The 14,683-nt window shown below is 73.3% G+C and carries 13 protein-coding genes; 8 read left to right on the top strand and 5 right to left on the bottom strand.

Features of this window, described 5'->3' with window-relative positions; genetic code table 11:
- Positions 1–15 precede the first annotated feature (15 nt).
- Together ACFRCG_RS00065 and ACFRCG_RS00060 are read left to right on the top strand one after the other, a co-directional pair.
- The gene (locus ACFRCG_RS00065; protein ID WP_380026945.1) at positions 16–663 is read left to right on the top strand and encodes a hypothetical protein; all 648 of its coding nucleotides are present in this window, start codon (positions 16–18) and stop codon (positions 661–663) included.
- 803 nt (positions 664–1,466) lie between these two features.
- Positions 1,467–1,679, top strand: coding sequence for a hypothetical protein (locus ACFRCG_RS00060; RefSeq protein WP_380026943.1), 213 nt, complete (start codon positions 1,467–1,469; stop codon positions 1,677–1,679).
- 133 nt (positions 1,680–1,812) lie between these two features.
- On the opposite strand, the gene ACFRCG_RS00055 is transcribed toward ACFRCG_RS00060, so the two are convergent.
- Positions 1,813–2,736: an anti-sigma factor RsbA family regulatory protein gene (locus tag ACFRCG_RS00055; protein ID WP_380026941.1), complete on the bottom strand. Its 924-nt coding sequence runs from the start codon at positions 2,734–2,736 to the stop codon at positions 1,813–1,815.
- A 195-nt stretch (positions 2,737–2,931) separates the two neighbouring features.
- Here ACFRCG_RS00055 and ACFRCG_RS00050 point away from each other — a divergent pair, with 195 nt between their 5' ends.
- Entirely contained in the window at positions 2,932–3,507 is a 576-nt protein-coding gene (locus ACFRCG_RS00050) for a DsbA family protein (protein ID WP_380026939.1), read from the top strand.
- 85 nt (positions 3,508–3,592) lie between these two features.
- Here the strand turns inward: ACFRCG_RS00050 and ACFRCG_RS00045 are convergent, their stop codons facing one another.
- From ACFRCG_RS00045 to ACFRCG_RS00035, 3 genes are all read right to left on the bottom strand, one after another.
- Positions 3,593–5,029 (bottom strand): MFS transporter, encoded by a 1,437-nt coding sequence (locus ACFRCG_RS00045; RefSeq protein WP_380026937.1) that lies wholly within the window; start codon positions 5,027–5,029, stop codon positions 3,593–3,595.
- Between the two features lie 162 nt (positions 5,030–5,191).
- Positions 5,192–5,797: a TetR/AcrR family transcriptional regulator gene (locus ACFRCG_RS00040; RefSeq protein WP_380026935.1), complete on the bottom strand. Its 606-nt coding sequence runs from the start codon at positions 5,795–5,797 to the stop codon at positions 5,192–5,194.
- 119 nt (positions 5,798–5,916) lie between these two features.
- Positions 5,917–7,473, bottom strand: a complete 1,557-nt coding sequence (locus ACFRCG_RS00035; protein WP_380026932.1) for a class I adenylate-forming enzyme family protein — start codon at positions 7,471–7,473, stop codon at positions 5,917–5,919.
- A 422-nt stretch (positions 7,474–7,895) separates the two neighbouring features.
- Here ACFRCG_RS00035 and ACFRCG_RS00030 point away from each other — a divergent pair, with 422 nt between their 5' ends.
- The 3 genes from ACFRCG_RS00030 to ACFRCG_RS00020 all read left to right on the top strand — a co-directional run bounded on the left by ACFRCG_RS00030 (position 7,896) and on the right by ACFRCG_RS00020 (position 12,418).
- The gene (locus ACFRCG_RS00030; protein ID WP_380026930.1) at positions 7,896–10,955 is read left to right on the top strand and encodes a hypothetical protein; all 3,060 of its coding nucleotides are present in this window, start codon (positions 7,896–7,898) and stop codon (positions 10,953–10,955) included.
- 120 nt (positions 10,956–11,075) lie between these two features.
- On the top strand, positions 11,076–11,486 hold the full coding sequence (locus tag ACFRCG_RS00025) for a BlaI/MecI/CopY family transcriptional regulator (RefSeq protein WP_380026928.1): 411 nt from the start codon (positions 11,076–11,078) through the stop codon (positions 11,484–11,486).
- A 2-nt stretch (positions 11,487–11,488) separates the two neighbouring features.
- Positions 11,489–12,418, top strand: a complete 930-nt coding sequence (locus ACFRCG_RS00020; RefSeq protein WP_380027429.1) for a M56 family metallopeptidase — start codon at positions 11,489–11,491, stop codon at positions 12,416–12,418.
- Positions 12,419–12,445: 27 nt separating this feature from the next.
- Here ACFRCG_RS00020 and ACFRCG_RS00015 read toward each other — a convergent pair whose 3' ends face one another.
- Positions 12,446–12,700, bottom strand: a complete 255-nt coding sequence (locus ACFRCG_RS00015) for a helix-turn-helix transcriptional regulator (RefSeq protein WP_380026926.1) — start codon at positions 12,698–12,700, stop codon at positions 12,446–12,448.
- Between the two features lie 184 nt (positions 12,701–12,884).
- On the opposite strand from ACFRCG_RS00015, the gene ACFRCG_RS00010 reads away from it, so the two are divergent.
- Together ACFRCG_RS00010 and ACFRCG_RS00005 are read left to right on the top strand one after the other, a co-directional pair.
- A complete protein-coding gene (locus ACFRCG_RS00010) occupies positions 12,885–13,325 on the top strand; it encodes a hypothetical protein (protein WP_380026924.1) in 441 nt (146 codons plus the stop codon).
- Positions 13,326–13,784: 459 nt separating this feature from the next.
- Positions 13,785–14,651 carry a hypothetical protein gene (locus ACFRCG_RS00005; RefSeq protein WP_380026922.1) on the top strand — a complete coding sequence of 289 codons (867 nt, stop codon included), beginning with the start codon at positions 13,785–13,787 and terminating at the stop codon, positions 14,649–14,651.
- The last annotated feature ends 32 nt before the right edge of the window (positions 14,652–14,683 follow it).

The following is a 14,683-nucleotide window of genomic DNA, read 5'->3' as shown; positions in this document are numbered from 1 at the left end:
AGGGGAGTCCGGGCGATGGGTGGACGGCGGGTCACCGTGGGGACGGCGTGGCTGCGCGGGGCGGTCGTACCGGTCGTGATGGCCGTGACGGCGACGGTGACGGTGACCGCGTGCGGCGATTCGGGTGGGGGCGGGTCACGGCGGTCCTCTCCGGACCAGGCGCCCTCCGCGCTGCCGTGGACCGGGGAGGGGGCTCGGCTGACCCTTGCGACGGTGCGCACCCGGGTCGCGGTGTTCCGGCTGCGCGTGCCCACCGACCGCTGGGTGCAGGGCGATTCGGCGGCGGTGTCCGGCTCGTTCTGCCCGGGCGCGCGGGTCGTGGTCAATCGGGGCATGGCCGGCCCGGACCTGGTGATCCAGTCCTTCGGCACGGCCTGCGACCCGCGCGCCATGCCGGGATGGGAGGGCCTGGGTCCGAAGGACCTCTACCGCACCGAGTCCGACATCCCGACGGACCGCCCGGTCGAAACCGTGCCCACTCCGCTCGGCCGAGCCGTGATGTTCGCCGGCACGGGCGGCCGACCGACGGCCGTCGTCTTCCTCGCCTCCCCGCTCCTGCCCGACCATCCGACCCTGGTCATCCGTACCGGCGGCCAACCCCAACTCTTCGCCACGGCCCAACTGGCCGACCTCCTCCACAACGGCCTGCTCCCGGCGCAATAGCCCCGGGCGGCGCGGGTCGGCGGACGAGGCGTTCGACTTCGCGGCCGGGATGCAAGCCGGACACGAGCGGTGTGAACCGCGTGCGCGGTGCCCGGGTCCGGTGGGCGGCGGCATCGCGGCCGTCCAACGCGGGCACCGCGCGGGCGACTTCGTGCGCGGACAACCCGAGCGGGGCGTCCGCGACCGGCGGCACCGGCCAGGCGCGGCCACCGCCGGCACCCACGCGTGATCGTGCTCGCGCGGCACCGCGCGGTACAGGACGGTCTGCTTCAGCCGGTGCACGGCCACCTCCAGGACGCGGTCCGCGAGCAGTACGCCGGCCGCTCCTCGTACACCGCGCCCGCGCCGGCGGGATGGCACGTCGTACGAGGCCGCGTGCGGATCGGGCGGCGGGCCCTGCCCGACGGGGGTGACCCGATGGCCCGCCCACACGCGCTCCAGGGCGGTGAGCAGGCCGACCACGCCGCCGGAGGCGATCACGGTACGCGTCACCGTCCCACGTCGGCGCCGCCTCGGTGTCGCCGACGAGCGGTTCAGCCCTTTTCGGCGCGCCGCCTTCCCGGGCCGCCTCCGTCGCCCCGGCCGCGACGGCCCGCCCGCCGTCCCGGTCGATCACCCGGACGGGCCAACCCCGCCCCGCCCGTCTCGACGGCCGACCGCGTGCCGGTGACCTCGTACTCCGTGTCCCCGCACGTGGATCGGGACCATCCGGCCCGGCTCGGGGCGGCCCCGGCCCGGATGCGCGCGGGACCGCCCCCGGATTGCATGGTGAAGCCGGTGAATCCCAGCACACGGGAGCGGAAATGCATGTGATGCGAGCGGTCGAAGGTCCGGACAACGTCGTGTGGCACGCGATGGAGGGTGAGGACACCGCGTTGTGCGGCGAGACCCTGCCGAACTTTCGTGAAGTGCACGGCAGTCGCCGGCGGGAGACGTTCTGTGTGGCGTGCATGATCGAGATCGAACAGATCGCGGCGCCGGGCGCGACGCCGGACGCGACATCGACCTCCCACTGACATCCCCCACCAGTCCGTCCCACCAGCCACCTACCAGCCTTTCCCACTCCGCGGCCCCGACCTCGCCCGCCCGCTCCTCCGGGCGAACGAGGTCGGGGCCGTCGCACGGCGGCACCGGTTTTCGGGCGACCGATCAGTCCGACACCCGCAGGCGCAGCCGCACGGTGGTGCCGGTTTCGGTGGAGCGGATCTGGACCAGGTCGCAGATCTGGTTGGCGATCCACAGGCCGCGGCCGCCGTCCTGATCGGTGGTCGGGCGGTGTCGGCCGGCGAGCGGGTCGGTGATCCGGCCGGCGTCGTGGACGTCGCAGAACAGGTGGGCCCCCTCGGACCACACCACGATCGTGCCGGCCGCACCGCCGTGCACGACGCTGTTGCCGGTGATCTCACCGATCGCGAGCAGCGCGTGATCGACCCGGATCCGGGTCGCGTCGGGCAATGTCCGGCGGACCAGCGTCCGGACACCGGCCAGTTCGCCCGCCCGGAAGGCCAGGCGTTCGGCGTGCCCCGGGGCGGCCGGCAGCGGCGGGCCGCGCAGGGTCGCCGCGTACACCTCGGCGTCCGGGCGCGAGCACCGCTCGCCGGTGGCGCCGGCCGGCGGCGGGGGGTGGGCGCGCCGCGCCTCGGTGATCACCTCGGGGTGCAGGCCGGAGACGTCGTACGGACACAGCAGCCACCACGGCTCGCCGGCGAAGGCCAGGTCGAGCAGTACCTCGTGGTGGCCGCACTCGACCAGTTCGGCGGCGTCGCGGCCGACCCAGATCGGCTCGGCGACACCGCGCCGACCCCGCGGGCCCTGCGCCGCCGTCCACTCCCGCCAGGTCGGGATGATCCGCGCCGGATTGCGGCCGACCCGCTCCATGTCGATCCAGGTCACCAGGTCGGCGTCGGCGGCCAGTTCCTTGCGCAGCGCGCCGGCGCGCGATTCGATCACCGCGACGGCGACCGCCTCGCCCGCGCGCAACCCCGCGCGCACGAAGGCCGCCGTGCGCTCGACGAAGTCGTCGAGCCCCGCGTACAGCAGGGCCTCGTGGCGAAACCTCGGGGCCGCGTCCATCCGGGCGTCACCTTCCCCAGTGCCGGGGGAGTCGTTCCCGACCGGCCGGTTCCAGTGAACCTACCCGATGACCGCAAACGCGCCGAAGCACCCCCTGACGGCCGTGCGGGCGGACGACACGGCACACGATCGACCGGTTACCCCGAACGGGCGGTCGCAGGAGTCGCGGCGCGGCCGGCCGGACAGAGGCGAACAATGAGCTTCCGCACCGCTCCCGGCGCGCACGGCACGGCCCTCGTCTACGGGCCCCAGGACCTCGCCCGCTGTCTGGACCTCTACGCCGACCCGCGCTGCCCGTTCTGCCGACGCATGGAGGTGGGGCTCGGGCCGGTGTTTCGGCGACTGGCGGACGAGGGCCGGTTCGTACTGCGGTACCACTTCGCCACCTTCCTGGACGTACGGCTGGGCGGCGAGGGTTCGCATCGGGCGGTGAACGCCCTGCGCGGTGCGGCGGACGTCGGCCAGGGTCCGTTCCTGGACTACCTGCACGTGCTGTACCAACGGCAGCCGGACGAGTCGACGGACACCTTCGCCGACCCCGACTTCCTGCTGGACGCCGCCGGCGAGGTGCCCGGGCTGCGCGGGGCCGACTTCGACCACGTCGTGCGCGGGTTCACCCATCGGGCCTGGGTGGACCGGACACAGGCGGACTTCGCCGATTCCGGGGTGACCGGCACCCCGACCGTGCTGCGCGACGGCACCCCGCTGACCGTCCTGGACGCCTCGGGCAAGGCCCTGCGCCCGAAGGTGTTCCTGGCCCAACTGCACTGAAAGCGCCCGGTGTCCGACCGGCCGAGACCCCGTGGGCACGGCCTCCGGAGAGGGCGTGCCCACGAGGTGTCGATGGTGCGGGAGGTCAGACGCCGACCGGGACCTTCGGGGCCGGGGCCTCCGTCGCCGACTCCGTGCGGGCTCGCGGGATCAGCGCGGCGGCGACCGAGCCGACGCCGGCGAGGGCGGCGCCGACCCACAGCGCCGGGACGAGGCCGTCGACGAAGCTCTGGGGCGAGGCGAAGCCGCCGTTGGAGCTGAAGACCGAGGCGAGCACCGCCACGCCGAGGACGCCGCCGAGTTCGCGCAGCGCGTTGTTGGCGCCGGAGGCCACGCCCTGCTGGTCCGTACGGACCACGGACATCAGCAGGCTCGCGGTGGGGATGAAGTACAGCGACATGCCCAACCCGGACAGGATCAGGGCCGGGATCTGCTGCGCGTAGGTGACGTCGGTCGACGCGGTGAGCGCGAACCAGGCCAGACCCGCCGCACTCAGCGCGAGACCCGCGACGACCAGCGGCCGGCCGCCGATCCGGGCGGACAGCGGGCCGGCGAGCGGGGCGATGACCACGGGCATCATCGTCCACGGCAGGATCCGCAGACCCGCGTCGAGCGGCGAGTAGCCCTGGACACCCTGGAGGTACTGGGTGAGCAGGAAGATCGAGCCGAAGACGCCGGCGAACATGAGCAGCCCGGAGAAGGTCAGGGCGGTGAAGGCACGGTTGCGGAACATCGTCATGGGCAGCATGGGCTGTGCGGCGCGGCGTTCGTAGCCGACGAAGACGGCGATCAGGGCGGTGCCGAGGGCCATCGGGGCGATGACGCCGACGCTGGACCAGCCGTGGCCCTCACCGCGGACCAGCCCGAAGACGAGGCCGAGCAGGCCGAGGCTGACGAGGACGGTGCCGACCAGGTCGAGGCGGCTGTTGGGGCCGTGGCTCTCGTCCACCTCGCGCAGCGTGAGCGGGACCAGGATCAGGCCGAGCGGGACGTTCAGCCAGAAGATCCACTGCCAGGAGCCGTGTTCGACGACGGCGCCGCCGACCAGCGGGCCCAGGGCCACCGCGAGCCCGTTGATGCCGCCCCACAGCCCCAGGGCCATCGGGCGCTTCTCGGGGGCGACCGCGCGGGTCAGGATGGTGAGGCTGAGCGGGAGGATCGCGGCGGCCCCGGCACCCTGCAGAGCGCGGGCCAGGATCAGCGTCTCGGAGTTCGGGGCGATCGCGGCGATCGCGGAGGCGACCGTGAAGATCCCGATGCCGGTCGCGAAGATCCGGCGGCGGCCGAACCGGTCGCCCAGCGCGGCGCCCAGCATGAGCAGCACCGCGAAGCTGAGGGTGTAGGCGTTCACGGTCCATTCGAGCTCGGATATCCCGGCGTCGAGGTCCTCGCGGATGGACGGCAGCGCGGTGGTGACGACGAGGTTGTCGAGCGAGGCCATGAAGAGGGCGAAGCTGGAGGCGAGGAAGGTCCACAGGACGGTGCGCGATCCGGTCGCGGGTCGCGCCTGCTGCTGGCTCATGGGATCCCTTGGGTCGAGGTCCGGATGTAGTGATCGATGACTAACTTTTGCGATGCGGATTAGTTATTGATTACTAACTATTGCGGGCAGGGCTCTGCTCATCGGCACCCGGGGCGGGCGCGCAAGGGCCCGCGAGTGGTGCGGGCGGGTCGGGGGCGGGGGTCAGTCGGACGGCGCGGGGGCGGGCGGCTCGGACGCGGGCGGCTCGCCCAATCGCTCGGAGTCCTCGCACAGGTCGCAGCGGAGCAGCTTGCCGTCCGCGGAGAGAACGTCGTCGAAGTACCGGTTGCGGGGCAGGTCGAGCGAGGCGATGACGTTGCAGAGCATGCCGCGCGCGAAAAAGTTGGTCAGCTCTTCGCCGTCGACCCCGGTGACCTCCCGGGCGAACGCGTCCAGCCGGTTCCAGAACCCGCGGATCTCGGACCGCAGTTCGGCGTCCTCGGCCGCGGCGTAGGCCTGCAACTGGATACGCAGCAGATCGGTGTCGGTGTCGAGGAAGTCGTGGTAGGCGTGCGCCATCGCATGCATCGCCGGGTAACCGGTGAGCCCTTCGGTGGCACGGCGAAAGCGCTCCTCGACCCGATCGAAGGCGTACTCCACGGTGGCGACGAAGAGCGCCTTCTTGTCGTCGAACAGGCGGAACAGGTACGGCTGCGAAACGCCGACACGCTTCGCGATCGCCGAGGTGGAGGTGCCGTTCAGACCACCCTTGGCGAACTCGGTCACGGCGGCACGAATCACCGCGACCCGACGCTCGTCCGCACTCATCCGAACAGTGCCGGCCACACGACTGGTAGGAGCTGCCATGCAAAGTAAGTTATTACTCAATAACCACCCCGTCAACCCCACCCCACCCCCTCGAGGCCGGGGCCGGAGGCGGTCGCACGTCAGATCGGAGGTCGGCTGTCGGCCATCTCGCGCAGCGACTTCTTGAGGACCTTGTCGAGGGTGCCGAGGGGGAACGCGTCGACGAAGTAGATCGCGCGGGGCACCTTGTAGTCCGACAGCCGCTCGCGGCAGGCCGCCAGGATGCTCTTCTCCAGGGTGTCCTCGTCGGACGCGTCCGGTTTGCGGATCACGAAGGCGACCACGACCTCGCTGAGGAAGTCGTGGTGTTTGCCGACCACCGCGACCGACGCGACGCCGGGGATCGCGCCGACCACGTCCTCGACCTCGCGGGCCGAGACGTTCTCGCCGCCGACCTTGAGCAGGTCCTTGTCGCGCTCGCGGTAGAACACGTTGCCGCCGGCGCCGAGCAGGACCATGTCGCCGGTGCGGAACCAGTCGCCGACGAACGCGGCCTCGGTGGCCTGCGGATCGCCGTGGTACTCCAGGAACAGCTGTACGCCGCGTCGGCCGCGCAGCCACAGCTCGCCCACCTCGCCCTCGGCGCACTCCCGGCCGGTTTCGGGGTCGACCACGGCGCAGGCGTACCCGGGTGCGGGGCGGCCCATCGAGCGGGCGGGCAGGTACTCGGTGGGTTTGCCGGTGATCGCGTGGGTGACCGTCTCGGTCATGCCGAACGCGGCGTACACACGCAGTCCGAGCATCGTGTCCAGGGCCGGGGCGACCTGGCCGAACACGCCCACTCGCAGGGCGGTTTCCGGGCGGTTCGGGGCGGCGAGTACGCCGAAGCAGAACGGCATCAGCGACATGTGGGTGATCCCGTGCCGGGCGACCACGTCCCAGAATCGGCTGGTCGACCACTTGGGCGTCAGGACGGCGGTCGCGCCCACGCCGAGTACCGAGAAGAACGACCAACTCTGCGCGTTGACATGGAAGAAGGGCAGGTGGATCAGGTAGCGGTCGTCGGGGCCCAGGTCGATGCTGCGCGGGCCCGAACGGCTTGCCCAGATCGCGTTGGCGTGCGTGTGTACGACGGCCTTGGGGCGGTTGGTGGTGCCGGAGGTGAACATGATCCCGAACGGGAGCAGCGGTTCGATCGCACGTCCGGTCCAGGTCGCGGCGTCGCCGTACAGGTCGGCGAAGGGGACCGTGTCCGGGGCGGTGCCGTCGATGACCGCGACCCAGTCCAACGCGGCGCCGGACTGTGCCAGCGGGGCGGCCAGGTGGGGTTGGGTGACGGCGGCCACGCAGTCGGCGCGCTCGACGAAGTAGGCGATCTCGGCGGGGGTGGCGCGGGTGTTCGTGGTCACCGCCACCGCGCCGACGGTCGCGCAGGCCAGCCAGGCCAGCACCATCTCGGGGCAGTTCTCGCTGTGGACCAGGACCTTGGCGCCGCGGCCGATGCCGCGTCCGGTCAGGCCGGCTGCCAATCGTTCGGTGTCGCGCAGCAGTTCGGCGTAGGTCCAGGTGCGGCCGGTGCCCTCGGCGGGCTCCCAGACCAGGGCCGGATGTTCGGGGCGGTGCTCGGCCCAGTGCCGGAGCAGCCAAGGGATGTCCTGCCCGTGCACCTGGAATCCGTCGATCGTGCCGCCCGCCATGGTGATCCCCTCGTGCTCGTCGTTCGCGCGACCCGCGTCGGCACGGGAACGATAGGCAAGGGTTTTTGACGACGTCAAGGATATGGCGAAAACAGGTTCTCGTGAGAGGCGTGTCCGCCTTCTTCTTTCACGAGGATCAACCGCCGCCTTCGCCCGTGCGCAGATCCGCGAAGTCGTCCCCCGGGTCGCGTCGCGCCGGCATGCTGACTGGTGCCGAGGGTGGGGAGCGGGTCCCGGTGGAGGCTGACGCGCGTGCCGTGGTGGTGGGGATCGGCCGATCGGATGCGGTCGGTTCGAAGGGGTGCGGAGGGGGCGGAGGGGGCGCGCCGGATTGGGCGGGGGTCGCCGCGGCGCTGGGTCGGCTCGGGTACCGCACGACGGAGGTCCATACCGGCGTCCGGGGCGCGGAGCCGGGCAGCGGTGTGGCCGACACGATCGCCGCCGCCCGGGTGGTCTACGTCGCCGGGTACGGGCGGATCGGGCCCGACGTCGCGGTCGGGCGGTGGATCGCCGACGCGGAACGGGATGACGCGCCGACACTTTTTCTCCTCGACATGCACGGGGCCGACGCGGCCGCGCTGCGGGCGTGGGCGCATCGCTCGGATACGTCCACGCGGGTGTGGGTGATTGCCGCCGGCGCGGGGGAGCCGGGTGTGTGCGACGGGGGGTTCGGGCGGGCCCTGGTCCGGGTTTTCGACGAGGTCGCGCGTACCGGACTGGATACCGACCCGGCGCGCTCGCACGTCGCCTTCTCCGTGGTGGCCCGGCGGATCCGGCAGGTGATGGGGGAATCGCCCGCCCGCGGCCTTCCCGTGTACGGCACGGCGACGCCTTCGGCTCGGGACGAACCGGTCCCGCCGTTTTTTCCCAACCCACGCTTCGATCCGACCGCGCCAGGTTTCGCCGGCGTCGATCCGGAGTTGCGGGCGTTCCTCGAATCCGGGGTCGTCGGGTACGGCGTGGCCGATGGTCCCGCCGGCATCGGGTTTGTGGGGCGGCGTTCGGGGCTGCGGGGGTTGGTCGGCTGGGTGGACGATGTCGAGGTGGGCGGGCTGCGGGTGGTTGCCGGTGGTCCCGGGGCGGGCAAGTCGGCCCTGCTGTCGGTGCTCGCGTGTGCGGCGCACCCCGTATTGGTCGCCGCCGCTCCGCGGGTGCGGCGGCGGTTGCTCGCCGACGACCCTCGATGTTGTCCCGCCGTGTCCGTGCACTTGGCGGCCGTGCACGCGCGGGGGCGTACTCGGCACGAGATTCTGGCCGCGATCGTTCGGCAGCTCGTGCCCGACGACCCGCGCCCGGACGACCTTTTCGACGCGGGGGCGTTGGCGCGGCTGCTCGGGGACGGGCCACACATTCCGGCGATCCTGGTCGACGCTCTCGACGAAGCCCTCGAACCGGCCGCGACCTGTGCGGACCTGGTCGACCTGGCGTGGATTCGGCGCGCCGACCGCCGCCCGGCGGTGCGGTTGATCGTGGCCGCGCGGCGCCTGCCGATCTTCGATCGATTGTTCGAACCTGCCCGCGTCCAGGGTGGGTTGCTCGACCTGGATGCCGCCGACCCGGACGAGGTACGCGCGGACCTGGCCGGGTATCTCCGGGGTCGGTTGGCCGAGGTGCCCGCGTATCGGCCGGCCGCGATGGTAGCGATCCGGGAGAGCTTGGCCCGGGCCGTCGCCGATCGGCTCGTGTCGCGTGGCGGGGAGGGGGCCGCGTGGGGGGCGTTCCTGATCGCCGACGTGTTCGCCCACTACCTGGCCGCCGTCCCGCCGCCCGCGGACCCGGACGAGGCGGCGCGTCGGGGCGGCCTGGCGCCGACCGACCTGCCGGCCGTGCTCGACCTGGACCTGGGTGTACGGGCCGACGGTGAGCACATCCGGGCGATCCTGGCCGCTCTGGCACATGCGCGCGGTGAGGGCATGCCGGCGGACGTCGCGCTGCCCCTGGCCGGACTGTTCGCGCCCGACCTCGACCCCGAGCGGGCCCGTGCGCTGCCGCCGGACGCGCTGTGCCACGTGCGCGCGACCCCCGACCACGACGGCACGCTCCGGTACCGGCTTTTCCACCAGGGACTCGTCGACCACCTCGTTCGTCACCCACGCTCGTCTGCCGAGGCGGGTGTGCCGACGGCCGGGGCCGTGCTGGATCGGTTGCTGGGGTGTGTCGGGCGTGACGGGGCGCGGCGTCGATGGGATGTGGCTTCGCCGTATGTGCTGCGGCATGTCCTGGTGTATGCCGAGGCGGCCGGGCGGCTGGGCGAGTTGTTGGCCGATGACGGGTACCTGACGTGGGGCGACCCCGCCGATCTGCTGGCCGCGTTCGCTCGGGCGGGGATGTCGGAGCGGCGGATGGCCGCCGTCGTGCGTCCGACGCCGCCGCCGCACGGGGCCGTTCCGCCCGCCCGGCGGCGGCTGCTCGCGCTGGAGGCGCATCGGCGCGGTGCGCCCGCGTTGGCCGCGTGGCTCAACCGCACGACCGCGCCCGGTGCGTGGAAGCCGATCGCCGCCGGCGGCACCGGGCTCGTCGACGAACCGCGCGGGCCCCGGCACGGCCACGGGCGCGCCGTGTGGGCGGTGGCCTGCGCCACGGTCGCCGGTCGGCCGGTCGTGGTCACCGGCGGGCAGGACGACCGGATCCGGATCCGCCGCCTCGACATCCTCGACCCGATCGGCGCCACCCTGGCCGAACCCGTCTGGTGGGTGCACACGATCGCCTGCACCACCGTGCGCGGCCGGCCGATCGCGGCCACAGGGTCCCGCGACAACGCGGTCCGGCTCTGGGACCTGACCAGTCGGGCCCGACTCGGCGAGCCGCTGACCGGACACACCGGGTGGGTGACCGCGTTGGCGTGCACCACGCTGCACGGTCGGCCGATCGTGGTCAGCGGATCCGCCGACGCCACGATCCGGATGTGGGACCCGCTCACGGCCCGCCCGATCGGGACGCCCCTGACCGGCCACACCGGACCCGTACACGCGCTGGCCTGCACCGTCCTCGACGGCCGCCCCCTCGTGGTCAGCGGCTCCGCCGACGGCACCGTACGGGTGTGGGACCCCGCCGACGGTCGGCCCGTCGGCGCACCGCTGACCGGCCACACCGGCGTGGTGCACGCGCTCGCCTGTACGACCGTGCGCGGCCGTCCCGTCGTGGTCAGCGCCGCCGGCGACGCCACCGCGCGGATGTGGGATCCGCGCGCCGGCACCCCGCTCGGCCGACCGCTGACCGGTCACGCGGACAGCGTGCACGCCGTCGCGTGCGGCACCGTCGGCGGCCGATCCGTCGCGGCCACCGGCGCCGACGACCACACCGCGCGAATCTGGGACCTCGACGCCGGTCGCCTCCTGGACCGCATCCTCCTCCCGGCCCCGTCCCGCGCGCTCACCTTCACCCCGCGAGGCCTGCTGATCGCCTTCGACATGGACATCGGCCTGTGGGCCCGACAGCCCGCCGACACCTCGGGTCGGCGCGGCGCCGGGGGCGTCCCGTAGCGTCGGGGCCGCGGGGGCCGCGGTGGGTGCGGCCGGTGCCGCGGATGTCGGCGGCGATACTCTACATAGGTGTAGAAAGCACAGAGGTGCAGGACCCGCGGCACGACTCCCGGAGGCGATATGACGGTCCGTCCAAATCCCGGCAAACCGTCGGCGCGTGGGGTGCGGCGCGGCCCGGGGGAGTTGGAGTCGGAGGTGTTGGCACTGCTGTGGGTCGCGCGCGGACCGCGGACCGCGGCCTGGGTCCAGGCCGAACTGGCCGGTGACCTCGCCTACACCACGGTCGTGACCATCCTGTCCCGCCTGCACGACAAGGGACTGCTCGCCCGGGCCCGCTCCGGACGGGCGTACGCCTACACCCCGGTCACCGACGAGGCCGGCATCGTGGCCCGCCGGATGCGCGCGCTCCTCGACCACGAGGCCGACCGCCAGGCGGTGCTGGCCAGCTTCGTCTCCGAACTCTCGGCCGCCGACGAGTCGATCCTGCGCGCCCTGCTCGGCGCCGCCGGACCGGCCGAGAGCCGGGGTTGAGCATGCCGCTCGCGCTCTACCTGCCGCTGCTGCTGCCGCTCACCGCGTTCCCGGTGGCCCGACTGGCCGGCGACCACCTGCACCCGCGCACCGCCACCCGCCTGCTCACCGTCGTCTCGGTGGTCCTGTCCGTGTGCAGCACCCTGTGCCTGGCACTGCTGGTCGTGGTCGGCACGGCCCAACTGCCCGGCAATCCGCTGCCCGACGGCTGGTCGGACGCGGAGGTACGCGACGCGATCCCGCACGTCAGCCTGTTCGGGATCCTGGCCATCCCCACCTTCGTGGCCATCCTGACCGCCGTCGCCGTCACCCACCGGCGCGACCGGGTCGAGCACCGCCTGGCGCTGAACGCCGTCGCGGGCGCGCCCGCCGGCGGCGAACTGACCGTGCTGCCCGACCCGACGCCCTACGCCTACGCCCTGCGCGGGCCGCCCGACCGCATCGTGGTCTCCACCGGGATGCTCCTCCCGCTCGACGACGAGGAGCGCCGCGCGCTGATCGCACACGAGCGGGCCCACCTGAGGGGTCGCCACCACCTCGCGCTCGCCGCCACCCGACTCGCGGCCTGCGCCCATCCGCTGCTGCGCCCGATCCACACCACCGTCGCCTACACGGTCGAACGCTGGGCCGACGAGGACGCCGCCGAAGCCCTCGGCGACCGGCGCACGATAGCCCGCGCGGTGGGCAAGGCGGCGCTGGCCGCCAAGGGCCGCCCGCCGTTCGCCGCCCCCGCGTTCGCCGCGCCCGGACCGGTGCCGCGTCGGGTCGCCGCCCTGCTCGGTCCACCGCCGCCCACCGCGTGGCCCACCCCCCGCTCCCGCGCGGGCGTCGCGGCCCTGGTCGCGGCGACGGGCACCACGGTGTCCGTACTGGCCTCGCTCAACGCCGCGGTGGCCCTGGTCCTGCTGTTGATCGCCGCGACGCCGTTGTAAGTGCGAAGCCACGCCGCCGACCGCGCGCTACTCGTGGGCCACGCGCTCGCGGGTGGCCGCGGAGGCGCGGTACATCCGGCGTCGTTGCCCGTCGACCGTCCGGTGCTCGGACACGAGCGTGCCGTCGCCCTCCATGCGGCGCAACATCGCGTACAACCGCTCGGCGGTGACCTCGAACCCCTGCCGCCGCAACTCGTCGAGCAGCCACGGCCCACAAAACTCCCGCTCGACCGCGACGCGAACGATCTGCCGCCACATGGCACCCCGCTGAGCCCTACTCACCGCGCCAGAGCCCCCTTCCGCGCCTTCCGCGCCTTCCGCGACCAAAACTTCTACAACGATGTAGAAACCATACAGCCCGCCTCCGACCCCATCGCTGCGATCGCGGAACGCGCGGCCGTTTCGGGCCGAGACACGCGGGGTGGGAAAGTGACGCCGGGCGGGGTGGGTAACGGAGAATGACGGGGTGCTTCCAGATGACGATTACCTGTTGAAGATCGGCCGACTGACCTATTCCGTGACGCTCGTCGAGGGGCTTGTGCTCTCCGAACTGTCCCGTCTGACCGGCCTTCCGCCCGGCTTGCGGACGCGCAAGCTGGCCGGGCGTTCGGCCGGGGCGATCGGCAAGGCGCTCCAGGATCCGGGGAACATCGGCCACGTCACCGACCCCGCCGTGCGCGAGTGGTTGCGGGTGGCGGGCGAGGAACTCGCGGCGGTGGCCCGACTGAGCCACGCGCTGCTGCACGCGCGCCCCGCCGAGGCCGGCGAGGAACCGCGCCTGCATCGGTGGCCGGCCGAGGTGGGGGAGAGCTTCGACATCACCCACGCGTGGCTGGACACCGCGCAGTCGACCGTCGACGACGCGATCCGCCAGGTCGACCGCTCCCGCGTACCCAGTCGGGTCTGACCCGACCGCCGTTCTCCCGACTTCCCGGCCGGCGGATCCGGCCCCGTGCCACCCGCCGGCCCATCCAGTCCCTCCGGCCTGTTGCCCGAGCCACCACGCCCGGCCGCACCCCACTGCGCCCCACCCCCGGACTTCGTCGGCGGGTTCCCGCGCGAACGGGCTATGGGGTTTGGGGGTGTTGTTTCGGGTGCGACGGTCACTCGTTCGGGCGCCGTGCTTTCGGGGCGGGCGCGCGCGGGCTCGGTTCCGTGGTGGGGCCTCCTGGCGCGGTGACCGGTGGTTTTGTGGGAAAGCGCGTGCCGGCGGGGTGGGTTCGGGACGGGCGGCCGGGGCCGGTGGGCCGGTCGGCGGTCGACTGAATGGGTGTCGACCCGGGTACACGCGGGCGTCCGGCACGGAGGACGCGATCGACGGAACGCGTGTCGGCACGGTCCCACCTGTTGACTTGGAGAACGCGTCATGGCAATCCCGTCCAACCCGCATGCGGTGGCGTCGCCCCGTACCCACCTCGATCCTCCCCCGTCGCCGATCCCCGATCCCGCCGCCTCCTCGACCGTGCCGGCGACGAGAGATGGTGGTCCGGCCGACGAACTCCTGCGGTTGGCGGTGGTGAACCGGCCGATCCCGGACGTGGCCCGCGTCCTCGCGATCCTCAAGGACTGCTCGGACGTGAACGCCGACAACGCCCTGCGCGAGGTGGCGATCAAGCGGCCGATCAGCGATCTGGTGCTGCTGGCCGAGCTGTTGAACGATCCGGTCCATGCCGCACAGGGCCCGCGACCCGCCTCCGATCGCCGTCCCGACGCACGTGGTGCGCGGCGGGCGCGGGTCGGGCCGGGGGGCTCCGGTCCCGGCCGCGGCGGCGTGGCGCGGGAGGCGGCCGGCGCGGCGCTGCGGTGGCCGACCGCCGCCGGGTTGGCCGTCTCGGGCCTGGCGTTGGCGAGCCTGATCCCGGACGGCCTGCGCCGACCGCCCTATGCCGCCACCTGGTTGGCCCTGCTCGGCATGGCCTGCCTGTTCCTGGCCGGCGTGATGGTCGTCGGCGCCGGCGTGACGGCGTTCCGGGTCGCACTCGGCGCGGGCGCGGCGACGGTCGGCACGTTCGTGTTGCCGCGCCTCGTCGGCCTCGCGGGCGGCGGCTCGCTCGGTTGGCTCGACCCGCGGGGCCTGATCGTGCTCGGCGGGGGACTGCTCACCTCGGCCTGTGCGGCGTACTACCTGCGGCGTCCGATCGCCCGCCCACGACCGTGGCCCGCCGTCCCGATCGGACAGGCGCCCCTGGTGCCCGGCCGTCGCGGCGCCGACACCGGCGGCCTCTTCGGCTGACCCGACCCCACCCCACACGACCGGGCCGACGC

Source organism: Embleya sp. NPDC056575 (assembly GCF_042793325.1).
In the GTDB taxonomy this organism is placed as follows: Bacteria; Actinomycetota; Actinomycetes; order Streptomycetales; family Streptomycetaceae; genus Embleya.
Note: the sequence above shows the minus strand (reverse complement) of the source record. Positions and strands in the feature narration are given on the sequence as shown.